We start from the raw sequence: 23,530 nt of genomic DNA on the forward strand, positions 1-23,530 counted from the left end.
CACCCGGCTCACCGACGTGGCGGAAACGGCCACGCCGAGAGCCGCACACGCGGAAGCCCTCCCTCCGGCCCGCGGTGGCGGGTGGGAGGGAGGGCTTCCGCCGAAGAGGTCCGCCCGTCAGGGCTCCTCGCCGATCGCCGCCTTCGGCGCGGGGCCGGCTGCCGGGAGCGCCGGCTCCTCCCGCCGGGACCGGTGGGACATCCAGGCGGCCACCAGGGCACCCGAGATGTTGTGCCACACGGAGAACACCGCGGCCGGCAGCGCCGCCAGCGGGCTGAAGTGCGCGGTTGCCAGTGAGGCGGCGAGCCCGGAGTTCTGCATACCGACCTCGAAGGCCATGGCGCGGCTGGCGGGCCGGCCGAGCCCCGAGATCTTGCCCGCGCCGTATCCGAGCGCGAGTCCGAGGCCGTTGTGCAGCACGACGGCGACCAGCACGGTCATGGCGGCCGACTTGATCGCGCCGGCGCTGCCCGCCACGACCGCGCAGACGATCGCGGCGACGGCCACCGACGACAGCCAGGGCATGAGACCCAGCACCCGGTCGACCAGCTTGCCCGCGACGAGCCGCACGACCAGACCGCCGAGGACCGGAAGCAGGACGGTCTTGAGGATGTCCGTGATCATCGATCCCGCGTCCACCGGCAGGTAGGCGCCCGCCAGCAGCAGCGTGAGCGGCGGCGTCACCAGAGGAGCCACGAGCGTCGAGACGGTGGCCACCGAGACCGACAGTGCCACGTCACCGCGGGCCAGGAACGTCACGACGTTCGACGCCGTGCCGCTCGGCGCACAGCCGACCAGGATGAGACCGGCCGCCAGCTGGGGCGGCAGCCCGAGCAGATGGGCGATGGCCCAGCCGAGTCCCGGCATGATCACGTAGTGCGCGACCAGGCCGATGGCGACGGCCCACGGGCGTTTCGCCACACCCCTGAAGTCGAGCGGGGTCATCGTCAGGCCCATGCAGAACATGACGATCCCCAGCAGATACGGAACCGATTCCGTCCAGCCGTCGAACGTGCCGGGAGTGACAAGACCGGCGACGCCCGCCACGAGTACGAGGACAGGGAACACCGTGACGGCGCGCCGCGCCGCCTTGTCGTCGGAGGCCGGTTGATCAGGGGTTATCTGTTCGGTTTGCACAGGCGCGATCAGACGCCGCAAGCACGGGCCTCCGCAAACCCGTCTCGCCATGCGGACGGACTGTCCAGGATGCGTCCGTCGATGGACCCTTTCCGGAATCACCCGCGGGTCATGGTCACAGGCGTAGCTCACGCCCCTGCCAGCATCTCCGCAGCCAGCGGTCGTGACCTGCCACGACGATCGCTCCGGGCCCCGCACCCATCGCGGCCTCCAGCTCGTCGCAGAGCCGCGGGGACAGATGGTTCGTGGGCTCGTCGAGCAGCAGCAGCTCGGGCGGGTGAGCCACCAGGAGGGCCAGCGCGAGGCGGCGGCGCTGGCCGACGGACAGATGACCGACCGGCCGGCCCAGGTCCGCCTCGCTCACCAGACCCAGAGAACTCAGCGGCACGGCCTCCGCGCGCTCGCTGCCGAGCGTCTGCGCGTAGGTGTCCCGGACGGTGCGGTCCGGCCGTTCGAACACGGTGTCCTGGGTCAGCAGCCCCACCGAGAGGCCGCCCTTGCGCCGTACGCCGCCGTCAGGTGCGAGGTGGCCGGCGAGCACGGCCAGCAGGGTCGACTTCCCCGCCCCGTTGTCACCCGTCACGAGCAGACGCTCGGTCGCCGACACGTCGAGGCGGTCGAGGGTGAGGCGCCCCGGCACCCGCACGTCGCGCAGGGAGACGAGGGTCCCGTCCGCGGTCGGCCCGGTGAGCGCCGTGCGACGGAAGCGCAGCGGCCGGGGCGGTTCGGCGATCCGGTGCCGGTCCAGTTCGTCCAGCCTGCGGGAGGCGTTGCGCACCCGACGTGAGATCTGGCTCTGCACGCGGCCTGCGCGGAGGCCGTAGCCCATCTTCTCGTTGTCCCGGGGCCCGCGGTCCGGAGCGACCCGGTGCGTGGTCGTGCCGATCGACCGGCGCAAGGCCTCCAGCTCCTCCTGCTCCTCGGCGTAGCGGCGTTCCCAGCGCTCACGTTCGGCACGCTTCTCGGCCTGGTACGCGGTGTAGTCGCCGCCGTACCGCACCGGCCCTTCCGCCGCCGGGTCGAGGTCGATCAGGTCCGTGCACACCGCGTCGAGGAACGCCCGGTCGTGGCTCGCCAGGACGATCGCCCCGGGCAGGCCGCACACCTGCTCCTCCAGGAACGCGGCAGCGGTGTCGTCGAGGTGGTTGGTCGGTTCGTCCAGCAGCAGCGCCGAGGGCCGCCGGACCAGCAGGGAGGCCAGGGCCAGCCGTCCGCGCTGACCGCCGGACAGGGAGCCGAGCGTGCGGTCCTGCGGGATCCCGCCGAGGCCCAGCCCCTCAAGCACCATCCCGGCCCGGCGGTCGGCGTCCCAGGCCTCCTGGTCCTGGGCGTGCTCGAGCAGTCGGCCGTAGGCGTCGAGCAGCGCGGTGTGCCCGGGGGAGCCCTCCTCGGTATGTGCCAGCCGCGCGGAGAGCCGTTCGAGCTCGGCGAGCCCTTCCCGGACCTCGCTCAGCGCCTCGTCCAGCACGTCGGCGATCGTGGACGCCGCGTCGAAGGGCATTTCCTGGTGCAGGTGACCGAGATCGGCGGGCCGGGTGATGCTGCCCGAGTCCGGTTCGTCGGCGCCGGCGAGAAGCCGGAGCACCGTCGACTTGCCGACCCCGTTCTCCCCGATCAGCCCGATGCGGTGGCCGGGGGACGCGGTCAGGGAGAAGCCGTCGACGACCCGGCCGGTACCGAAGGACCGGACGATGTCGCGTGCGAGCAGGGCTGTGGGTACGTCGGACACGGGTACGACCTCGCGTGACATGCGGGCGGACGGACGTCCGCCCTGGGCGGGCACGGTGAAGGGGAACGACACAGTGGCCTGACGGCAAGAGGTGCTGTCGCACCCGCCGCCGGCCGATCACACATCCGGGTGTCACCCGGAGATGTCGTCGTCTCCCACCATGTCCGGTCTCCTCTTCGAGGGATCAAGGTCCGGACCGACCCTAGCAGCCGTCCGTGAGCCGGTCCTGAGGATGTGTCATCGCTACTTGCCGGAGCCGACCGGATCCACCGTGATGCGGGGACCGGAGCCGGTGCCCGCGGGGACGCTGACGGAGAGGGACAAGCGGTGCGAGTGGGTCTCGTCCGGCGGTGTCACCATCGCCGAGGTGAAGGTGACACCCGAGCCACCACCGGTGTCCGGCGGGAAGTGCAGGGCGAAGTTGGTGCCCTCCCCGGGGGCCAGTGCGACCGTCGGGATCGTCCGGCCGCTGCTGCGCCCGGCGCTCACGGTCCCGTCCTCGCCCTCGAGGTCGAGGCCGGGGAACCCGTGCATCGAGCAGGACGAGGATCCGGTGTTCCTCAGGTTGATCAGCACCTCGCCCTCCGCCATCCCGCCCGAACTGCTGAAGGAGAGGTTCGCGGTCCGGCAGATGTCGCCGTACGGCGCCCTGGCGGAGGGTGAAGCCGCGGAGGCCGAGGCCTGCGGGTCCCCTCCGCCGGACCCTTCCGCGGCTTCCCCGGACCCGGTGGAAGCGCTCGGACCGCCGGAGCCATCGGTGGCGGAGGGAGCCCCCGGCGACGCATACACGGACGCGGAGGAGGCGGACGCAGGCGCGGACCTCGCCGCCGCTCCGGTTCCGGTGCCGTCGTCGCCGCTGCAGGCGGTGAGGGCCAGGGCTGCCGTCGCGGTGGTGGCGACGACTGCGTATGTCTTCTGAAGGCGCATGAGTTCCCCCGGGACGAGGACCGGCTGCTCCGTACGAGCACTTCCATGTGTGATGCATGCGATTGTTCCGCAGGGTGGCGTGCCGAGCCGAGGATCATCACACGGGCCGTACGAACGCCCCGTCACGCGACCACATGAGGCTCGTGCCCGTCAGGAGCCGCGCCATGTGCGCCGGACGGCGGTGGCCCGGGGATGCGGAGGGCCGCGCTTGCGGGCAGCGTGGTGGGGTGTCGCAACTGCTGAGAACCCGGTGGATCCCCGTAGGCCTCATCGTGCTGGCCGTGGTGGTCGACCTGGTCACCCCGCACGACGTGACATCCGCGCCGCTCCTGATGGCGGCTCCCGTCGCCGCCGCGCCGCTCCTCGGCGTCCGCGGGATCATCGGCGTCGGCCTCACCTCGATGATCGTCCATGCCTTCCTCGCACGGGTCGACGGCACCTTCGGCTGGCGCGCGGGCGTGGCCAACCAGCTCACCCTGGCGGCCGTCACCGCACTCGCCGTACTGATCCACCGCACCCTGCGCCGACAGGACGACAGCGCCCGGCGCGCGCGACACGTCGCGGCCGTCGCCCAGCGGGCCGTACTGCCGAGGCCCCCGTCCCGCCTGGGGGACCTGCACATCGAGGCGCGGTACGTGCCCGCCGAGAGCGAGGCCCTGATCGGCGGAGACCTGTACGTGGTGCAGAGCACCCCGTACGGGATCCGGGTCATGGTCGGTGACGTACGGGGTAAGGGCCTCGGGGCGGTCAGCGCCGTCAGCGCCGACCTCGGCGCCTTCCGGTACGCGGCCGACGAGTCCGAGGACCTTCCACAGCTGGTGGCCCGGCTGGAACGCGCCCTTCTGCGTGAGGGCGGCCGGCGTGGCGGCCAGCAGCAGCAGGAGGGCTTCACGACGGCTCTGATCGCGGAGTTCTCCGAGGATCTGGAGACCGTGCGTCTGGTCAACCGTGGCCATCCGCCTCCGGTCCTCATGGACGCGCAGGGCCGGGCCACACTCCTCGAGGCTTCCGAGGAGGCGCCACCGCTGGGTATGAGCGACCTGGGTTCCTGGACCTCCCCGGTCGACAGCTTCCCCTTCCCCGCCGGCTCCACCCTCCTCTGCTACACCGACGGCATCACCGAGTCACGCGACGCCACCGGACGCTTCTACGACCCGGTCGCCCGCCTGCCGCTCGTGTTCGTCAGGCGTGCGCGGGGCGGCCGTCTCTCGCCGGGCCAGATCCTGGACATGCTGATCCACGACGTCCGCCGTCACGTCGGTGGAAGGCCCAAGGACGACCAGGCCATGCTGGCCCTCCACCGTGCCCCCAGCGGGTCCGGAACCGTCCCGCTGGACGGGGGGACCGCCCCGGCCGCCTCCCCGGGCTGACGGTGCGCCCGGAGAGAGCCCGAGCCCGTGCCCGCCCGTTTGTCACGCCGGCGGCTGGACATGATCCGGTTCGTGACGGAAAGTCGTGAAGCGATGACGTGGACGCTGAAGAGCGAGCGTCCGGAAGCCGCCGGGTACCTGACGGTTCTGTGCCGCACCTATCTGCAGCCCGACGGCAAGGAGTCGGACTGGGACATCCTGCGGGGTTCGCCGACGGTGGCCCTCGTGGCGTTCACCGAGGAGGGCCGGGGCATCCTCGTGCGTCAGTACCGCCCCGGCCCCGGCAAGGTGCTGGCGGAGCTGCCCGGCGGCATGATCGAGCCCGGCGAGGACGTGCTGCACGCGGCGGCGAGAGAACTCCTGGAGGAGACCGGGTACCGGGCGGGGACGCTCGAGGTCGTCCTGAAGACCTATCTGGCGTCCTACGCGACCCACGAACGGTACGCGGTGGTGGCCAGGGGCTGCCGCAAGGTGGCCGAACCCACGCCCGACGCGGAGGAGTTCGTGGAACCGTTCACCCTCGCGCAGGACGCGTACGTGGACCACCTGCTCGGCGGCGAGTACACCGACACGGACGTGGGCCTGGCGGGGCTCGTCGCGGCGGGGCTGCTCGTCAGGAAGAGCTGAGGCACCGCCGCCCGCCCGCGGCCGGACGGGCTCGTGCCAGCCCGGACGCCTCGGGGAGACGGTGGCTGAAACACGTGTGCGGGCGCGCTCGCGGGGGAGGCGGGACGTATGCACTCATGGACGCTCGACGACATGCCCGACCTCTCCGGCACCACCGCGGTGGTCACCGGGGCGAACAGCGGGATCGGCGCCGTGACCGCGCTCGTCCTTGCCCGGTCCGGGGCCAGGACGATCCTCGCCTGCCGTGATCCCGGGCGTGGCGCGCGGGCACTGGAGGCCGTCCGCCGTGCCGCGCCCGGATCGGACACCAGGCTCGTCGGGCTCGACCTGGCCGACCTGTCGTCCGTGGCCGAGGCGGCCGGGCACATCGCGAAGGAGACCGACGGCAGCCTCGATCTCCTGGTCAACAACGCGGGAGTGATGGCCCTGCCCCTGCTGCGTACCGCCGACGGGTTCGAGATGCAGTTCGGGACCAACCACCTCGGCCACTTCGCTCTCACCCATCACCTGCTGCCCCTCCTGGGGACGGGCGGCATGTCGAGGGTCGTGACGGTGTCGTCGCTGGCACACCGCATCGGCCGCATCGACTTCGGCAACCTCGGTGCCGAGCGGGGATACGACAAGTGGCGTGCCTACGCCCAGTCCAAGCTCGCCAACCTGCTGTTCACCGCGGAACTCCAGCGCCGGGCCGACGAGGCCGGCAGGCCGTTGCTCGCGCTGGCCGCCCACCCGGGCCTGTCCGCGACGGAGCTCGGGCAGGCGGGGCCGCGGCTGGCCGGGCGCACCTGGGCCGCGAAGCTGGAACGGGCCACGCGCGTCTACACACAGCCGGCATCGGCCGGCGCCCTGCCCACGCTGTACGCGGCCACCCTGCCCACGGCGCTCGGCGGAAGCTACTACGGCCCCCGGCTGCTCGGCGGCACGAGGGGAGGCCCCGGACCCGCGCACATGTCCGCCCGCGCCCAGGACATGGACACGGCCCGGACACTGTGGGACGAATCGGCGCGCCTCACCGGGACGCCGGCCGACGTCATCTGAAGACGGCTCCGTCCCCGCTCCCCGGGCGGGGAGCGGGGACGGAGCCGACGGAGTCAGACCGCTGCCAGCCGCAGGTCCGCGCCTCCGGCGCGCAGCCCCTCGGCGGCGGCCTCCGCGAGGGCGTCGTCGGTGACGATGGTGTCGAACGCGCCGAGCGGAGCCACCCGGAACTTGCCGAACGTCCCGTACTTCGACGAGCCCGCGACCAGCACGCTCGACCCCGTGCACTCCATCGCCGCCTGCTTGACCTCCACCTTCGCGGCCGACGGGGTGGTCACCCCGCGCAGCAGATCCCAGGAACTGGTGCTGATGAAGGCGATGTCGAGCGCGAGCTGACGCAGTGTCGTGGCCGCCAGCCGGCCCACGCTCGACCGGTTGGACGGGTCCACCTGGCCGCCGATGTGTATGACGTCGAGGTGCGACGAGCCCATCAGGCGGTCGACGGTCGTGAAGTCGTTCGTGACGACCGTCAGCGACTCGTGGCGTGCCAGCAGCGGCACCATGGCCAGCAGCGTCGTGCCCGCGTCGAGGTAGACAGTCATGCCCTCCTGGACCAGCCCGGCGGCGACACCGGCCATGGCCTCCTTCTCCGGCTGCTCTATCAGCGACTTGGTCTGGAAGCTGGGTTCGCTCTGGAGGTGACTGGCGATCCGTGCCCCGCCGGGAACGGAGAACACGAGCCCCCGGCGTTCCAGTTCGGCGATGTCGCGGCGGACGGTCATGTGGGAGACGCCGAAGAGCTGGGTGATCTGCTGCACGCTGAGTACCCCGTCGCGCCGCAGGTGCTTCAACAGGAGCTCGCGCCGTTGATCGGGGATCAGGGGCAACTGCTCTTCGTCGGCCACTGCTTCTTACCTTTCCTCGCGCGGCCACCGCGGCCGCTGCTCGATTGTGCCGTCCAGGCCCGGACCGTCCCAACAGGGCACGGCGTTCAGGACCCGACGAACGTGCTCAGCAGGAGCACTCCGCCGAGGCTGAGCAGCGACTGCAGGGACAGCATCAGCGTCCAGGTGCGGAACGTCTGGGCGACCGAGAGCTGGTAGTACTCCTTGAACAGCCAGAATCCGGAGTCGTTGACGTGCGAGAGCATCACCGCGCCCGACGCCGTCGCCAGCACCAGCAGTTCCGGGGACAGGCCCGGGTAGGCACCGATCAGGGGAGCCACGATTCCGGTGGCGGCGGCGGTGGCCACCGTCGCGGAGCCGAGGCAGATGCGCAGCAGCGCGGCCACCAGCCAGGCGAGGAGCAGCGGGGGGATCGACCAGTCCACCGCGTAGTCGGAGATCAGCTTGTCGATGCCGGTGGCGGTGAGCATCGCCTTCAGGCCGCCGCCGGCGCCCAGGATCAGCACGATCCCGCCGACCGGGCCGAGGCCCTTGCCCGCCATCTTCTGGAGCTGGCCCAGGCCGAAGCCGGAGCGAAGGCCCAGGGCGAAGAAGGCGAAGATCACCGCGGCGAGCAGCGACATGACCGAGGAGTCGCACGCCTCGAAGATCGCGTAGGGCAGGGAGCCCTCCGCGGTGTTCGCGGTGCCGACGGTCCCGATCAGCATCAGGACGGGCGGCAGCAGCACCGTGATCAGGGCGAGGGTGAAGGAGGCCGGCCGCTTGCGGTTCTCCGGCTCGGGGCTCGACTCGGGGATGGGGCCCTTGTCCAGGTCCGGGGCCGGACCGAACCATCGTGAGGCGAACTTCGTCAGCAGCGGTCCGCTGATCACGGCGATCGGGATGCCGATGATCAGACCGTAGAGGATGGTCAGGCCGGTGTTCGCCCCGTACGCCGAGACGGCGAGGGTGGGGGAGGGGTGCGGCGGGAGCAGGCCGTGCGAGATGTACAGGCCGGCGGCCAGCGGCAGTCCGACGTACAACAGGTGCGTGCCGGTGCGCTTGGCGACGGCGTACACCAGCGGTACGAGCATCACGAAGCTGACGTCGAAGAGATGCGGCATCCCGATGAGCAGGGCCGCTGCCGTGATGGCTGTGGGGATCCACTTGACCGGGCGGGCCCCGATGAACACGGTGGCGATCCGGTCGGCTCCGCCGGAGCCCAGCAGGATGCCGCCGAGTATGGTGCCCAGCCCGATGGTGGGACCGGTGCTCTTCAGCGCGTCGCCGAAGCCGTCCTGGAAGTGCTCGACGGTGTCGCCCGGGCCCAGGCCCGCGGCGAGACCCAGACCGAGGGCGGACAGCGCCAGCGCCATGAACGGATGGAGCTTGGCCTTGGTGATCAGCAGGATCAGGACGACGACCGCGGCGGCGCCCAGCAGGAGGTTCTGGAGGTCGCTGCTCATCATCGGCTCGCGTGGGGGACGGGGGCGCCGGTGGCGCGCGAGGCACGACCGGAGGTCCAGGCGTGCAGGAGGTCCGTCTCCGGGTCGGCGAGGTCGTCGAGCGTGATCAGGGCGCCGGCCCTGACGTCGCGTCCGAGCGTCGCGTGCGCGGCCAGGTACAGCGGAGCCGCGTCGGCGGGAGCGTCCTCGTCGCGCAGCAGGACGGCCTGGACGCCGGTGACGTCGTGGTGGTGGCCGCCCATGTCCAGCACGGTGCCGGCGGGCAGATCGCGCTTGGCCCGTCCGGCGAGCATGGCGTGGGCCCGCGGGTCGGTGCCGCCGGAGGGCCTGCCGTGGAGCACCGCGGACAGCAGCGAGACCGGCGTCTCGACTCCCATGAGGTGGTACGGCAGGTAGATCGCCGCGTAGCGCCCGTCCCGGCTGACCACGTGGCCCTTGCCGCGCAGCGTCTCCCAGGTGACCGGGTCACCGGTCCGCACGACGACGAAGACGCCCCCGGCGAACGAGGCCTCGTCCGGCAGCCGCAGCGCGCTGAACACGTCGACGGCGCCGGTGCGGTGCAGCACACCGCCGTCCTCGCGCAGGGAGTAGACGTCGGCCAGCTCGGCGATCCGGGCGACCGGGTAGTGCAGGCGCTCGACGTCCGGCCGGAAGCCGGTGCCGGTCGCGACCACCGCCATCTCGCAGTAGTCGGCGGTGGCGCCGGTCGGCAGGGCGGTCACCGCGGCCGCACGGGCGGCGAGCGTGGCGCGTACGTCGGAGCCGAGGCCGAGCAGCCCGGCCAGTTCGGGGGCCGGGACCGTGGTGTCGAGCTGGGTGACGGAGCCGGTGGCGGGGTCGAACACGAGGTCGTACTCGCTGGACTTGCCGATCGCCACGATGTCCAGGCCCAGTAGTTCCGCCCAGGTCACGAGCGCGATGAGGTTCGCGGGCTGGTCGCCGTCGGCCGTGGTGTAGACGACGCCGTTGTCGCGGGCCAGGTCCGCGAGGTGCAGGCCGGCGACGGAGTCGACCTCCTTGCTGACCATGGCGACGTGACGTCCGCCGGTCAGGGCCTCGCGAGCCATCGCGTAGCCGTCGGCAGGGCTTCCGGTCGCCTCCACCAGGATGTCCCAGGGGGCCGCGGGCAGCAGCGCGCCGTCCGCCACCAGGGCGACCGACCCCTGCTCCGCGGCGCGCGCGACCTCGTCGGCGTCCGCGCAGACGGCCAGGCGGTCCGCCGGGTACCCGAGCTCGACGAGCATGTCGCGCAGCCGCTCCACGTCACGGTCGCACAGGACGGCAGGGGCCAGACGTCCGATGCGCGGGGTCTGCGCCAGCAGGGTCCGGGCGAAGCCGCCGCCGGCTCCGGACAGTGCGTAGCGCACGGTCCGGTCGCCGGTTCCGGCGAACAGGTGATGCAGATTCATTGGTTCTCCTAGACGGGCGCACGGCTCGGTTCAACGGCTCCGACTGACGCGGTCTCGGCAACGGCACGAGCACCACACGGGAGCGTGTTAACAAGATGTACCAGCAGATATCGTCTGCGTAAAGTCTGTTAACATTTTTTCACACACGAACACGCAGGAACTCAGTAGCCGGGGAACTTCACCCGGCACCGCACACCGACGCAAGGAGGTCCGATGCCGACCCTCGGGGCCATCGCCGACGACTTCACCGGAGCAACCGATCTCGCCACCATGCTCGTCGCCCGGGGCCACCGGACCGTGGTGACGGTGGGCCCGGAGTCCCTCACCGACGGCCCGGGGGGAGCGGCCGTGCGTGACGCCGACGCGGTCGTGGTGGCCCTCAAGTCGCGCACCGCACCGGTGGACGAGGCCGTCGGTACGTCACTGGCTGCCCTGCGCGCCCTGCGCCTGGCCGGCTGCGAGCGGTTCTACTTCAAGTACTGCTCCACCTTCGACTCCACTCCCGTCGGCAACATCGGGCCGGTCGCCGACGCCCTCCTCGCGGAGCTGGACGAACGCCGCACGGTGGTCGTCCCCTCGTTCCCCGCCACCGGCCGCACCGTCTACAAGGGCCGTCTCTTCGTCCACGACGAACTCCTCGACGAGAGTCCCATGCGGCACCACCCGCTCACGCCGATGCGCGACTCCCACGTCGGCCGGCTGCTCACCCCGCAGACCCGCCACCAGGTCCGCCTCGTCGGCCTCGACACCGTGCGGCAGGGCGCCGACGCACTGCGCGCCGCTCTCGACGCCCCGGAGCTCGCCGACTCGCTGGTCGTCGTGGACGCCGTGAGCGACGAGGACCTGGTGACCGTCTGCGCGGCCACCACCCACCTCGCCCTCGTCACCGGCGCGGCGGGCCTCGCCCTGGGGCTCACCGGCCCGCACCCCGAAGCCGCCCGTGCCACGCCCGCGTCCCGCCCGGGCGACCCCGGCGTCGTCCTCTCCGGCAGCGCCTCGTCGGCGACCAGGGCCCAGGTCGCCCACGCGCGCACCCGCCTGCCGAACCGCAAGCTCGACATCGCCGCCCTGCGCGCCGACTTCACGGGCGAGGTCGCCGCGCTCGTCGACTTCGTACGCAGGTCCTGGGAGGAGGAGCCGGGCACGCCACCCCTCATCCATTCCGTCGACGACCTCGGTGACCTCGAACAGGCGGCGCCCGACGACGGCCCCGCCGCCTCGGAACTCGTCGAGCGCGCCCTCGCCGCCTGCGCCACCGCCCTGGTCGCCGCGGGCGCACGGCGCGTCCTCGTCGCCGGCGGCGAGACCTCCGGCGCCGTCGTCACGGCCCTCGGGGTCCGCACCCTGTCCATCGGCGCGCCCATCGCCCCCGGCGTCACGTGGGCCCGCGCCGATGGCCGGGCCCACGGCCAGGAGCACACCGTGGACCTCGCCCTGAAGTCGGGCAACTTCGGCGACACCGCCATCTTCACGGAAGCCTGGAGCGCGCTGGCATGAGCGACCCCCGCACCGAACTCGCCGCGGCGGGCGCCAGGCTGGCGGCCCTGGGGCTCAGCCCGGGTTCCTCCGGAAACCTGAGTGTCCGGATCGACGACCGCATGCTCATCACTCCCACCGGCGCCGACCTCGCCGAGGTGGACCCCGACGGGCTCAGCGTGCTCGGTCTCGACGGCACCCACCTCGACGGGCCGCGTCCGTCGAAGGAGTTCCCCCTGCACAGCGCCTTCTACCGGCGGGACGCCGCCACCCGCGCCGTCGTGCACCTGCACGCCCGGAACGCCACCGCGGTGTCCTGTCTCCCCCCGTGGTCGGCCAGGAGCGCGCTGCCGCCGCTGACCCCGTACTTCGTGATGCGGGTCGGGCAGACCCCCCTCGTCCCTTACGCCCCGCCCGGCGACGCGGACCAGGCGGAGGTCCTGGCCCGGCTGCCCTTCCCGCTCCGCGCGGCACTCCTCCAGAACCACGGGCCCGTCCTCGCCGGCGCCACGATGGCCCGCGCCGTCGACGCGGCGGTGGAGCTGGAGGAGGTGTCCGCCCTGCTCCTGGCGCTGGGGGAGCGGTCGCCGCGGCTCCTGACACCGGAGGAGGCGGGCACGCTCGCGCGGAAGTACGACTCGCCGTGGGGTGAGAGCTGAGGAGTGCCACGACGGCGGCCGGGTGAGGGGCGCCGCGACGACGGCGGCCGGGTGAGGAGCGTCTCACCCGGCCGCCGCCGCTTGCTATGCAACCAGTTGCATAGAACGATCGGGGCATGGCGCTCGAACACGCGATCCTCGTCTCCCTGCTGGAGCAGCCGGGCTCCGGCTATGAGCTGGCCCGGCGGTTCGAGCGGTCCATCGGATACTTCTGGACCGCCACCCACCAGCAGATCTATCGCGTCCTCAAGCGCATGGAGGGCGACGGCCTGCTGGACGTCCGCGACGTCCCGCAGGAGCGCCGGCCCGACAAGAAGGAGTACTCCGTCGCCGGCCCCGGCCGGGCAGCCCTCTCCGGCTGGCTGCACGAACCGATCGAACCGGAGAGCCTCCGCCACGACCTCGCCGTGAAGATCCGGGGTGCGGCCTTCGACGACCCGGCCGCACTGCTCGACGAGGTCGAGCGTCACCACCGGGTGCACGCCGACCGGCTCGCGCACTACCTCGCCGGGGAACTGCGCGACTTCACCGGCCCGGACGCCCCGGCACCGCTCAACGCCGGCCAGGAGCTCCAGCACGTCGTGCTGCGTGGCGGCATCGCTTACGAACGCATGACCGTCGCCTGGCTCGACGACGTACTCGCCACCCTCCGCGGGCTCGGCGCGGCCGTGCCGCGCGGCTGACCCGACCCCGCACCCTCCCGCCCGTACACCCCTGGAAGGCGTACCGCCATGGCCGACCCGCTGCTCTTCAACCCGCGTGCCTACGACCCGGCGCACTTCGACCCCGGGACCCGCAGGCTGCTGCGTGCCACCATCGACTGGTTCGAGAGCCGCGGCAAGCGCCGGATCATCGAGGACTACCGGTCCCGCGCCTGGCTGGGCGATTTCCTCGAGTTCTCCGCGAAGGAAGGCCTCTTCGCCACCTTCCTCACCCCCGCCTCCGCCACGGACCGTGAGGACGGGCGCTGGGACACCGCCCGCATCGCCGCGCTCAACGAGATCTTCGGGTTCTACGGACTCGACTACTGGTACGCCTGGCAGGTGACCATCCTCGGTCTCGGCCCGGTCTGGCAGAGCGACAACGCCGCCGCCCGCGACCACGCCGCCGAACTCCTCTCCCAGGGCGAGGTGTTCGCCTTCGGCCTGTCGGAGAAGGCGCACGGAGCCGACATCTACTCCACCGACATGCTCCTGGCACCGGACGGCGGCGGCGGCTTCCTGGCAACCGGCTCCAAGTACTACATAGGCAACGGCAACGCCGCGGGGCTCGTCTCCGTCTTCGGGCGCCGGACGGACGTCGAAGGCCCGGACGGCTACGTCTTCTTCGCGGCGGACAGCCGCCACCCGGCCTACCACCTGGTGAAGAACGTCGTCGACTCGTCCAAGTACGTCAGCGAGTTCCGCCTCGACGGCTACCCGGTCGGCCCCGACGACGTCCTGCACACGGGCCGCGCCGCCTTCGACGCCGCCCTCAACACCGTCAACGTGGGCAAGTTCAACCTCTGCACCGCCTCGATCGGCATCTGCGAGCACGCGATGTACGAGGCCGTCACCCACGCGCACAACCGCATCCTCTACGGCCGCCCCGTGACCGCCTTCCCGCACGTGCGCCGGGAGCTCGCCGACGCCTACGTCCGGCTCGTCGGCATGAAGCTGTTCAGCGACCGCGCCGTCGACTACTTCCGCTCGGCGGGGCCCGAGGACCGCCGGTACCTGCTGTTCAACCCGATGACGAAGATGAAGGTGACCACGGAGGGCGAGAAGGTCATCGACCTGATGTGGGACGTCATCGCGGCCAGGGGCTTCGAGAAGGACACCTACTTCGCCCAGGCCGCCGTGGAGATCCGCAGCCTGCCGAAGCTGGAGGGCACGGTCCACGTCAACCTCGCCCTGATCCTGAAGTTCATGCGCAACCACCTGCTGGACCCCGCCGGCTACGAGCCCGTGGGCACACGGCTGGACGCCGCCGACGACGCGTTCCTCTTCCGTCAGGGACCGGCTCGCGGCCTCGGTTCCGTGCGCTTCCACGACTGGCGCCCGGCCTACGACGCGTACGCCGCGGTCCCCAACGTCGCCCGCTTCCGGGAACAGGCCGACGCGCTGTGCGACTTCGTGGCCCGCATCGCCCCCGACGAGCGGCAGAGCCGGGACCTCGACTTCCTGCTGTCCGTCGGACAGCTCTTCGCCCTGGTCGTCCACGGACAGCTGATCCTGGAACAGGCCCGGCTGACCGGCCTGGACGAGGACGTGCTCGACGAGCTCTTCTCCGTGCTCGTCCGCGACTTCTCCGCGAACGCCGTCGAACTGCACGGCAAGGACTCCGCCAGCGGGGAGCAGCAGGACTGGGCCATCGCCGCGGTGCGCCGGCCCGTCGTGGACGAGGCCCGCTCGGCGCGCGTCTGGGACCGTGTCGAGGCACTTTCGGGGGCGTACGAGATGGCTTTGTGACTCCGACCGGGTATCAGGCCGGGCCGGCCCGCATCGCCTGCGCTCGCGGGGGCATATGGAAGGTCCGGCGGCCGGAAGTGGCCGGCTGCCAGGAGGAGGAGGTGACCATGGAAACGGTCTGGGCGGGTCCGGCACAGACGGACGGCGCACTGGGTGACGGCGTCATCGGATACGACGTGGAAGCACCGGACGGAAGCGTGGGCACCGTGATCAGGCTCTCGCCGGTACCGGGATTCGACCACCTGGTGATCGACGCGGGTGTCTGGAAGTTCGGGAGAAGCGTCGTCGTGCCCGCGGGCATGGTGACCGGCGTCGACGACGCCGAACGGGTGATCAAGGTCGGGTGCACCAAGGACCAGATCAAGGACGCCCCGCGCTTCGAGCGTGATCAGGACACCGGGGACCTCTTCTATCTGCGGCAGCTCGGCGCGTACTACGAATCGCTGACTGCCGGCCAGGGATGACACCGGGCCGGGTGGCACCGACGGATGTCGGTGCCACCCGGCCGCCGCCGGCCCCGCGTCAGGAGGGCTGCGCCCGGCGGTAGCGTGAGCCGAGCGCCACCTTGAGCGGGAGGAGCGCAAGCCAGGACCACATGGCGGCCACCGGTGAGAGCGCGTAGGCGAGCGGGACGGTGGCGCCGAAGACCAGGGCCGTGTTCCCCAGATCGGTCGCCACGAAGCGGGCGGTTCTCTCCGTGGCGGGATCGGACGGCCACCTCCCCCGCAGCCCTGTCCGCAGCACCGCCAGTTCGAGCACGTTGGTGAGGCATACGGCGCCCGCGTAGACGGCGACCGCCAGGGGCTCGGAGGCGTACTCCGACAGCAACGAGGTCGGAAAGGGGATGAGCGCGATGGCGCCGAGCCAGACGAGCGCGAGTTTCAGCGTCCGTCCCTCGAAACGCGGGACCAGCTCCACGATCCGGCGGTGGTCCCGCCAGAAGGCGGCAAGGATCATGAAGCTGAGAGCGTACGCGCCGAGATCCGGCAGTACACCGCGGACGGCGTCCCGGAAGCCCTGCGCGGTCAGTTCCGGCGGCACGCGGACATCGAGGACCAGCAGCGTCATGGCGATCGCGAAGATCCCGTCGGACAGGGCCGTCAGCCGTTCCGCGTTCTTCCCGTCGCCCGCTCGGGTGTCGTCCACCCGCCCAGCGTCCCGGGGCCGGGCCGGTACCCGGCCGATTAGGCCGACGGCGGGCAAGCCGGGCGCCGCGCCCTACGGCCGGCGCCCGTGCCCGGCGGCGGGTCAGACTGCCTGGAGCTTGTCGTCCCGCTGGGCGCCGACCGTCCGGCGGAGTGCGGGGGAGACGGCGGGCCGTACCCCGAGCATGGTGTCGGCGGTGTGGAGGGCCTGCGGAACCGCCTGAGTGCCGGTCATCACGCACAGGGTGTAGGCGGCGTCCTCCACTGCCCGGGCCGTGACGTCCGTGGAGCGCCGCGCGTCCTCGATCCGTGCGTCGGCGTAACGAGCCAGAGCCACTCTCAGGTCCTGCGGGCTGGGTGTCAGCACAGGGTTCTCCTCCAGGGTCGATCCACGTCCGGTACGGGGGATCCGGGGCACAGGGCACGACAGGCCCAGCGGTGCGGTTCACACTCCGTCATGTGACCCGGTATCAGGCGTCTACCCGCTCAGGGGCGGAGTACACAGCGGCCCGTCTGCGTGTACACCGGGCCGTACCGGTCCTGGCGTTCTACCGTTCACCGATGCGATCTGTCCCCTGGTGGGTGCTGTTCTCCTCGGTGTGCGCCCCGGTCCTCCTCGTCGGTGGCTGGGCGGTCTCGGCGCAGCTCCAGGGCCCCGGCTACGACCCCGCGTCGGCGACGATCAGCATCCTCGCCTCCGACGGCGCCGCCGGGTACTGGGTGATGACGCCGGCGCTGCTCGCACTGGGAGCCTGCCACGTGGTCACCGCGTCCGGGCTGCGCCCCGCCGCGCGGTCCGGACGGGCTGCGCTGGCCGGAGGCGGACTCTCGGCGATGCTGCTGGCTCTGTTCCCGGCACCGGCCAGCGGCGGGTCGTTCGCCCACGGTGTGGTCGTGGCCGTGGGATTCTGCCTGCTCGCGGTGTGGCCGGTCCTGGCCGTGCGACGCCGGGCCGCGAGGCGGCGCGTCGTGGCTGCCGCCGGGGACACCTGGCCGCGCCCGACGGCCCGGTCCGGAAGGACGGCACCATGGGGACTGCGGCCCGCGCCCTCCGTCACGGCGGCCGCGCTGATGTGGCTCGGCGGAGCCTGGTTCCTGCTCGCCCTGTACATGCTCGACACGGCGGGAGCCGCGGAGCGGGTCCTCACGTTCGCGCAGTCGTTCTGGCCGCTCGTCGTGGTCGTCTCCTGCTTCCGGCACGAAGGTGACGACGGGCACCCGGGCTGATCTCCGGCACCCGCGTACCCGGCCGGCTGCCGCCTGTTCGGCCTGCAACCGGCCCTCGCGACGACCGCGCGTGGTCGCCGTAGTCATGGCGGGTTCCACCGAGGCCCGGACCGAGGCGTCTTCGGCCCGGGCCTGCTGCGCCCTCGGAAGGCAGGTAACCCTCCCGAGGGTCACTTCACGTCGACGTGGTCCCCTGCGGAGGCGGCCGCCGGGGTGGTGGCAGTGCCGGCGAAGGAGTAGCGGAAGTAGCCGTCCGCCGTGGCCTTCGTCGTCGTCCTCAGGTTGCCCTTGCCGTCCGTCGTGACGGTCCTGAGGGTCTTGTAGGTGCTCGTGCCCTTCTTCCTGAACTGGAGTTTCACCGGCTGCCCGGTGTAGCCCCCGTACTTGTAGGTCACCCAGTTGGCGCGGGTCAGGGCGCCCGTCACGGTGATCGTCCTGTTCTTCTTCACCGGTTCCGGCGAGGCGTCGACCGTCAGCCTGGAGGCGCGCAGGACCTTCGCCCTGGCGGCCGAATCCCTGGTGATGTAGTCACCGTCGTTCGCCAGGGCGAGGGCACGCACGGTCCAGGTCCCGGCGGTGGTGTTGTCCTGGGGGTGGATGCGCGGATCGATCTTCAGCGTGTAGGTGCACGTGGTCGTGGTGAAGCTCTGGCGCACGCACTTGCCCGCGGTGTCGTGGGGCATCACGAGACCGTAGGCGTCGCCGTTCGGGAGGGGCGTGTGCCACATGACCGGGGCGGTCTTCCCGACCTCGATGCCCGAGTCGTCCGTGGCGGTCACCGCGATGGTGAACGTCTTCACGGCCGTGGTCCCCAGGACGATGTCCTTCCCTCCGTTGACGACCACCTTCGTGATCCTGATGTCGCCCGAGAAGTCGTCCGCCCGGGCGGACGCCGGGACAGTGACCGCGGACAGGGCGAGGGCCCCGGCGAAGCCCGCCATGGTGGTGCGGTGATGCATGAAGGCGCTTCCCCCATGTTCCATCGCCTCAGGGATGTCCTGAGGCGGAGCTGACCATGCCCACCCGGTACACGGGTGGCACGGACATGACCAGCAACTCACGGGAAAGGTTGCCCTCCGATCCACGGCTGCCAGGATCCTCGGTGCCGAAAGCCAGTTGAAACGGTGCCCCTTGGTGGGGGAGGGTCTGCGGGCATGGAGTACTTCTGCTACCACCGTGACCGGCCGGGCTCTCTCGCGTTGCGCGAGGAGTTGCTGGAGGCGCACTGGTCCTACATGGACCGGTACGCGAAGGAGCTGATCGCTCGCGGTCCGACCTTCGCCGACGACGGCGAGACGCCCACCGGAAGCGTGCACATCGTCGGTCTGCCCGATCCCGCCGCCGCCCGTGCCTTCGCCTTCGACGAGCCCAACTACCAGGCCGGTGCGTACCGGGACGTGCTGCTGCGCCGGTGGCGCAACGTACTGGGGCGCACCATGTGGGACTTTCCCGGTGGCCGTGGTGGTGGCAACCGGTACCTGGTGATCGGCCTCGGCGAGGGTCCGGCCGCAGACCTCACCCCGCCGCCCGGCCAGGACGAGCTGATCGCGTACGGGCCACTGCTGTCCGACGACGGCGGCACCTGGGTGGGTACGGCGGCGCTGCTCGGTGCCCCGGACCCGGATACGGCACGCGCCGTCCTGACCCCGGACCGGTACGCCGGCATCGAGGTCCACGACTGGGAGTTCGGCGGGCGTCGGTGAGCCACCGGGCGGTGAGTATCCAGTAGTGCCCCGCTCAGTCCTCCGCGTCGCGGACCAGGAGCGCGATCTGGACCCGGTTCGCGACCGCCAGCTTGGCGAACAGGCTCCCGGTGTGGGCCTTGACCGTCGCGACGGTGATGCGCAGCCGCTCGGCGATCTGCGGGTTGCCCAGTCCGTCCGCGATGGCCCGGGCGGTCTCCCGCTCCCGTTCGGTCAGCACGGACAGCTGCTCGCGCGCGGCCTCGCGGGAGCGGCTACGGGCGTGCGAGGAGTCCGGGCCGGTGGCAGCGGCGATCACCCGTGCCGTGGCCGCAGGTGACAGCACCGGGTTGCCGTCCGCGACGGTCCGCACCGCGTCCAGGATGCGGGAAGGCGGGGTGTCCTTGAGGACGAAGCCGAGCGCTCCGGCGCGCAGCGCCCCGAGTACCAGGTCGTTGGAGTCGAAGGTGGTCAGCATCAGGACCCGGGGCGGCGCCGGCCGGGCGAGCATCTCCCGCGTCGTGTCCAGACCGTCCCGGCCGGGCATGCGCACGTCCATCAGCACCACATCGGGCCGCTGTTCGTCCACCACGGCGAGCGCGGCGTTCCCGTCGGCCGCCTCCGCCACGACGGTCAGGTCCGGTTCGCCGTCGATGACGAGCCGCAGGGCCATGCGCACCAGCTGTTCGTCGTCGACGATGACGACACGTACGCGATCGTGTCGGCTTTCCACTCATACGCTCATTTCGTGGCTGTGGGCGGGGCCGTCGGGCCAGGGCAGTCGTGCGGTGAGAACGTACCCGCCCTCGGGCGTGGGGCGGTGGTCGAGCCGGCCGCCGGCGAGGGTGATCCGTTCGCCGAGGCCCAGCAGGCCGAAGCCGGAGGCCGGTGGCAGTGCGGTGCGCCGGGGGGCCGGTCCGTTGCGGACTCCGATGCCGAGGGTGCCGCCGGCGGCGCCGTCGAGGGTGACCCGGACGGCGGCGCCGGGGGCGTGCTTGGCGGCGTTGGTCAGCGCTTCCTGGACGATCCGGTAGCAGGTCCGTCCGACGCCGTCGGGCGGGGTTCCGGTCACGTCGTCGGTGAGCCTGACGTCGAGACCCGAGGTGCGGGCGTCGGCGACCAGGTCGGGGACGCGGTCGAGGGAGGGCTGCGGCGGTTCCGGGCTGCCGGGGTCGGCGCGAAGCACGCCGAGGACCTCCCGCAGCTCTTCCAGTGCCTGGTGGGAGCCCTCGGCGATACCTCGCACCAGGACGCGGTTCTCGTCGGCCGAGAGGTCACCGCGGTGGTCGAGCACCCCGGCCTGCATGGCGACCAGGGAGATGCGGTGCGCGAGGACGTCGTGCATCTCGCGGGCGATCCGGTTGCGCTCCAGTGCCCGTGCCTGCGCCGCCCGCGCGCTCTGCTCCCGCTCCGCGCTCTCCGCCCGCTCCCTCAGGGACCGCACCTCGACCCTCCGCGCCCCGACCGCCATGCCGGCTGCCACCGCGATCCCCGCGGTGAGCGTCGGCACCGCGATCTGGACCCACCAGTACGCCTCGGCCGAACTCTGCACCGGGTACATCCCGATGGCGAGCTGTGACGCGATCACGTAGGCCAGGACGACCGACCCGATCTCCACCGGGCGGCGGCGGGTGGAGACCGAGCACAGCGCCAGCAGCGCGGCGCCGCTGGCGAGCGCCGACACGGTCGAGACGACCGCGACGGTCAGAGCGACCGTGAGGGGCCACCGCCGCCGCCACAGGAGAACCGTCAGGCAGCCCAGGGCCACCAGCGGATCACCGACGAGGATCCAGGAACCCGGGCCGCCGGGCTGGTTCCGCATCAGCGCGAGGGTCGAGAGCCAGACCGGCAGGCTCAAGGCCACGGCCGCCGTCAGCCGCCAGGCCTGCTGCCACACCCCGAGCCGAGGCACAACGTCCATGTTCACCGGACCATTGTCGCCACATCGAGCGAGCGGCGGATCAGACCGAGGACCGATACGCATTGGACCCAGGTCCAACCGGAACCCCTCCCGCGGTCGGGGCCGGTTCGGTCCGCCGGGCCGATGTGGCTCCCGGGTCCGACGAACAGACTCGTCCGTGTGCCGGTGAAGCCCCCACAGGAGGAAACCTCATGCGCAGAAGCCTGTCCCTCGCTCTGACCGCCGCCGCGTTGGCGGTGACCGCGCTGCCGCCGGCCGCGTCGGCCACGACACCGACGCCGACGCCGGGTGCCCTGCGGTGGGGTCCGTGCCCCGATGGGGCCTCCGCGCCCCGCCTGGAGTGCTCGACGCTCGAAGTCCCGCTGGACCACCGTGATCCGGACGGCCGGCAGATCGAGATCGCCGTTTCCCGGCTGGCGAGCGAGAAGCCGTCGCAGCGGCGCGGCGTCCTGCTGACCAACCCCGGCGGCCCGGGAGGCCCGGGCCTGACCTACCCGGCCGTCCTCGCCGCATCGGGGCTGCCGCAGGAGGTGCTCGACTCCTACGACGTCATCGGCTTCGACCCCCGCGGCGTCGGCCGCAGTACGCCGCTGACCTGCGACCTGACCGAGGATCAACAGCGGCGTGGCAACTTCCCGCCGTACGCGTACACCGCTGCCGACGTCGCACGGGAGGCCGGGTACGCCCGGAAGATCGCCGAGCAGTGCACCAGCTCGCGGACGGCCTGGATGCTGCCGCACACCACCACCGCCGACACCGCGCGCGACATGGACCGCATCCGGGCGGCACTCGGCGAGGCGAAGCTGTCGTACCTCGGCGCTTCCTACGGGAGTTACCTCGGCGCGGTCCACGCGACGATGTTCCCGCGGCGCGGCGACCGGATCGTGCTCGACAGCAACCTGGGCCCCGGCGGTTACGACGTCACGGCCATGCGTCTCTTCGCCCGGGGGATGGAGGACCGCTTCCCCGACTTCGCCGAGTTCGCCGCCGGGCATCCCGAGTACGGCCTGGGCACCACGCCGCAGCAGGTCACCGACCTGTTCCACGAGCTCGTGCAGCGCCTGGACACGGAGCCGGTCCAGGACGTCGACGGGACCGGGTTCCGCGGGTACACCTTCGAACAGCTCTACGCCGACGGCTCCATGCCTCGGCTCGCCGAGTTCTGGCAGGCGCTCGACACGGGCGCGCCGCTGCCGCTCCCGGAGGTGACCGGGGCCACGGAGAACCTTCTGGCCTCACGTTTCGCCGTGGTGTGCGGTGACTCGCGCTGGCCGGGGACGATACGGGAGTACCAGCGAAACGTCGCCGTCGACCGGCTGAAGTACCCGATGCTGGGCGGCTCCACGGCGAGCGTCAACCCCTGCGCGTTCTGGCCGCGGGAGCGGACCGAACCGCCGGTGCGCATCACCGGCCGGGGTCCGTCGAACGTGCTGATGGTGCAGAACGAGCGCGACCCGGGCACGCCGCTGGCCGGCGCCCGCGCACTGCGGCGAGCCTTCGGCGAGCGGGCCACGATGGTGACGGCCGACCAGGGCGGCCACGGCGTCTACCCGTACGGCAGCAACACGTGCGCCGCCGACGCGGCGACCACGTTCCTCACCACCGGGGAACGCCCCCCACAGGATCTCGCCTGCGCGGCGCAACCGGCCAACTGAACGAGACGCCGAGTGCGGGAGGCGCTGGAACATGTTCGAGGAGATGCGCGACCGCCGGGCAGCGCGGCGGATCACCCCGGGGGACGGACGACCGCTCAAGCGGTTCCGCTGGTGGCAGCTGCCCTACCGCTCCCTGTTCTACCTCCGCCTGCCCGATGACGGCGGCGGGCAGGCGGTCTACGCCGTGGACGTCAAGCGTGGTCAGGACCAGACGTCCGCGGAAGCCAAGGCCGACCTGTATCTCGACGGCAGGCACCACGTCCGGTCGCGGCTCCCCGCCGCCTTCCCGGTTCCCGGCGGCACAGTGGAGGTGCGGCTGAGCAACTTCGGACTGCGGCGTTGCCACTACGTCACCGCCGACGGCACCGAACAGTTGCTCGTCCCGGACGGCGCCTCCGCCGAGGGACGCCGCGCCCGGTTCGACCGCGTGCATCCGGCGTTGAGCCGCGGGATCGGCACCGTCTCGCTGACCGTACTCGTCGTCGCCCTGGTCGTGCTGGCCGCGCAGCTCGCCGAACAGATCACCGGGGTACCGGTGGTGGCCGAGCGTGTCGGGACCTTCACTGCGCCGGTCCGTCCACCGGCCTGGTGCAACGTCGCGCTGACCCTGGTCACCCTGGCGGCCGGCACGGAGAGGGCACTGCGGTTGCGGTACAGCCGGCTGCTCGACGGCACGGCCGGCTGAGTCGCAGTCGCGGTCGCAGTCGCGGGGCGGGGGTCCTTCCCGGCCCTGTGGCCGGACCGGTCATGCCATGGACAGGGGGCGGGCCCACGTGGCTGCGGGCCCG

General features: G+C 72.0%; 23 protein-coding genes. 12 read left to right on the forward strand and 11 right to left on the reverse strand.

The window, feature by feature from the left end; all coding sequences use genetic code 11:
• Positions 1–117 precede the first annotated feature (117 nt).
• The 3 genes from P8A20_RS33930 to P8A20_RS33940 all read right to left on the reverse strand — a co-directional run bounded on the left by P8A20_RS33930 (position 118) and on the right by P8A20_RS33940 (position 3,793).
• A complete protein-coding gene (locus P8A20_RS33930) occupies positions 118–1,137 on the reverse strand; it encodes a bile acid:sodium symporter family protein (protein ID WP_306104885.1) in 1,020 nt (339 codons plus the stop codon).
• A 115-nt stretch (positions 1,138–1,252) separates the two neighbouring features.
• The gene (locus P8A20_RS33935) at positions 1,253–2,887 is read right to left on the reverse strand and encodes an ABC-F family ATP-binding cassette domain-containing protein (RefSeq protein ID WP_306104886.1); all 1,635 of its coding nucleotides are present in this window, start codon (positions 2,885–2,887) and stop codon (positions 1,253–1,255) included.
• Positions 2,888–3,109: 222 nt separating this feature from the next.
• Positions 3,110–3,793, reverse strand: coding sequence for a DUF4232 domain-containing protein (locus tag P8A20_RS33940; protein ID WP_261988878.1), 684 nt, complete (start codon positions 3,791–3,793; stop codon positions 3,110–3,112).
• Between the two features lie 227 nt (positions 3,794–4,020).
• On the opposite strand from P8A20_RS33940, the gene P8A20_RS33945 reads away from it, so the two are divergent.
• The 3 genes from P8A20_RS33945 to P8A20_RS33955 all read left to right on the forward strand — a co-directional run bounded on the left by P8A20_RS33945 (position 4,021) and on the right by P8A20_RS33955 (position 6,828).
• Complete coding sequence (locus P8A20_RS33945) at positions 4,021–5,163, forward strand: PP2C family protein-serine/threonine phosphatase (protein ID WP_147961835.1); 1,143 nt, start codon at positions 4,021–4,023, stop codon at positions 5,161–5,163.
• 72 nt (positions 5,164–5,235) lie between these two features.
• Positions 5,236–5,790: an NUDIX hydrolase gene (locus P8A20_RS33950; protein WP_306104887.1), complete on the forward strand. Its 555-nt coding sequence runs from the start codon at positions 5,236–5,238 to the stop codon at positions 5,788–5,790.
• A 108-nt stretch (positions 5,791–5,898) separates the two neighbouring features.
• Complete coding sequence (locus P8A20_RS33955) at positions 5,899–6,828, forward strand: oxidoreductase (protein ID WP_147961836.1); 930 nt, start codon at positions 5,899–5,901, stop codon at positions 6,826–6,828.
• A gap of 53 nt (positions 6,829–6,881) precedes the next feature.
• Here the strand turns inward: P8A20_RS33955 and P8A20_RS33960 are convergent, their stop codons facing one another.
• The 3 genes from P8A20_RS33960 to P8A20_RS33970 all read right to left on the reverse strand — a co-directional run bounded on the left by P8A20_RS33960 (position 6,882) and on the right by P8A20_RS33970 (position 10,527).
• Positions 6,882–7,673 carry a DeoR/GlpR family DNA-binding transcription regulator gene (locus tag P8A20_RS33960; protein WP_147961837.1) on the reverse strand — a complete coding sequence of 264 codons (792 nt, stop codon included), beginning with the start codon at positions 7,671–7,673 and terminating at the stop codon, positions 6,882–6,884.
• 86 nt (positions 7,674–7,759) lie between these two features.
• Positions 7,760–9,118 carry a GntT/GntP/DsdX family permease gene (locus P8A20_RS33965; protein ID WP_147961838.1) on the reverse strand — a complete coding sequence of 453 codons (1,359 nt, stop codon included), beginning with the start codon at positions 9,116–9,118 and terminating at the stop codon, positions 7,760–7,762.
• Entirely contained in the window at positions 9,118–10,527 is a 1,410-nt protein-coding gene (locus tag P8A20_RS33970) for a homoserine dehydrogenase (RefSeq protein WP_147961839.1), read from the reverse strand. Before P8A20_RS33970 ends, P8A20_RS33965 begins: the two co-directional genes overlap by 1 nt.
• A 213-nt stretch (positions 10,528–10,740) precedes the next feature.
• On the opposite strand from P8A20_RS33970, the gene otnK reads away from it, so the two are divergent.
• The 5 genes from otnK (at position 10,741) to P8A20_RS33995 (ending at position 15,576) form a co-directional block, all read left to right on the forward strand.
• The gene (gene otnK / locus P8A20_RS33975) at positions 10,741–12,024 is read left to right on the forward strand and encodes a 3-oxo-tetronate kinase (protein ID WP_306104888.1); all 1,284 of its coding nucleotides are present in this window, start codon (positions 10,741–10,743) and stop codon (positions 12,022–12,024) included.
• Entirely contained in the window at positions 12,021–12,662 is a 642-nt protein-coding gene (locus P8A20_RS33980) for a class II aldolase/adducin family protein (RefSeq protein ID WP_147962849.1), read from the forward strand. Before otnK ends, P8A20_RS33980 begins: the two co-directional genes overlap by 4 nt.
• Before the next feature lie 116 nt (positions 12,663–12,778).
• Entirely contained in the window at positions 12,779–13,345 is a 567-nt protein-coding gene (locus tag P8A20_RS33985; protein WP_306104889.1) for a PadR family transcriptional regulator, read from the forward strand.
• Positions 13,346–13,393: 48 nt separating this feature from the next.
• Positions 13,394–15,112 carry an acyl-CoA dehydrogenase family protein gene (locus P8A20_RS33990; RefSeq protein ID WP_306104890.1) on the forward strand — a complete coding sequence of 573 codons (1,719 nt, stop codon included), beginning with the start codon at positions 13,394–13,396 and terminating at the stop codon, positions 15,110–15,112.
• Positions 15,113–15,219: 107 nt separating this feature from the next.
• Entirely contained in the window at positions 15,220–15,576 is a 357-nt protein-coding gene (locus P8A20_RS33995) for a hypothetical protein (protein WP_147962830.1), read from the forward strand.
• A 58-nt stretch (positions 15,577–15,634) separates the two neighbouring features.
• Here P8A20_RS33995 and P8A20_RS34000 read toward each other — a convergent pair whose 3' ends face one another.
• On the reverse strand, positions 15,635–16,258 hold the full coding sequence (locus tag P8A20_RS34000) for a TMEM175 family protein (RefSeq protein WP_147962829.1): 624 nt from the start codon (positions 16,256–16,258) through the stop codon (positions 15,635–15,637).
• Between the two features lie 102 nt (positions 16,259–16,360).
• Positions 16,361–16,624 (reverse strand): DUF5133 domain-containing protein, encoded by a 264-nt coding sequence (locus P8A20_RS34005; protein WP_147962828.1) that lies wholly within the window; start codon positions 16,622–16,624, stop codon positions 16,361–16,363.
• Between the two features lie 194 nt (positions 16,625–16,818).
• On the opposite strand from P8A20_RS34005, the gene P8A20_RS34010 reads away from it, so the two are divergent.
• A complete protein-coding gene (locus P8A20_RS34010; protein WP_187282370.1) occupies positions 16,819–17,484 on the forward strand; it encodes a DUF998 domain-containing protein in 666 nt (221 codons plus the stop codon).
• 170 nt (positions 17,485–17,654) lie between these two features.
• Here the strand turns inward: P8A20_RS34010 and P8A20_RS34015 are convergent, their stop codons facing one another.
• The gene (locus P8A20_RS34015) at positions 17,655–18,443 is read right to left on the reverse strand and encodes a DUF5707 domain-containing protein (protein ID WP_147962827.1); all 789 of its coding nucleotides are present in this window, start codon (positions 18,441–18,443) and stop codon (positions 17,655–17,657) included.
• A 195-nt stretch (positions 18,444–18,638) separates the two neighbouring features.
• On the opposite strand from P8A20_RS34015, the gene P8A20_RS34020 reads away from it, so the two are divergent.
• Positions 18,639–19,187 carry a YciI family protein gene (locus P8A20_RS34020; protein ID WP_147962826.1) on the forward strand — a complete coding sequence of 183 codons (549 nt, stop codon included), beginning with the start codon at positions 18,639–18,641 and terminating at the stop codon, positions 19,185–19,187.
• A 34-nt stretch (positions 19,188–19,221) separates the two neighbouring features.
• Here the strand turns inward: P8A20_RS34020 and P8A20_RS34025 are convergent, their stop codons facing one another.
• Positions 19,222–19,899 carry a response regulator transcription factor gene (locus P8A20_RS34025; protein WP_147962825.1) on the reverse strand — a complete coding sequence of 226 codons (678 nt, stop codon included), beginning with the start codon at positions 19,897–19,899 and terminating at the stop codon, positions 19,222–19,224.
• Positions 19,900–21,087, reverse strand: a complete 1,188-nt coding sequence (locus P8A20_RS34030; protein ID WP_147962824.1) for a sensor histidine kinase — start codon at positions 21,085–21,087, stop codon at positions 19,900–19,902. It lies immediately after the preceding gene.
• 191 nt (positions 21,088–21,278) lie between these two features.
• Here P8A20_RS34030 and P8A20_RS34035 point away from each other — a divergent pair, with 191 nt between their 5' ends.
• A complete protein-coding gene (locus P8A20_RS34035; RefSeq protein ID WP_147962823.1) occupies positions 21,279–22,742 on the forward strand; it encodes an alpha/beta hydrolase in 1,464 nt (487 codons plus the stop codon).
• Positions 22,743–22,773: 31 nt separating this feature from the next.
• Entirely contained in the window at positions 22,774–23,427 is a 654-nt protein-coding gene (locus tag P8A20_RS34040) for a hypothetical protein (protein WP_147962822.1), read from the forward strand.
• The last annotated feature ends 103 nt before the right edge of the window (positions 23,428–23,530 follow it).

It is taken from the genome of Streptomyces sp. Alt3 (assembly GCF_030719215.1).
In the GTDB taxonomy this organism is placed as follows: Bacteria; Actinomycetota; Actinomycetes; order Streptomycetales; family Streptomycetaceae; genus Streptomyces; species Streptomyces glycanivorans.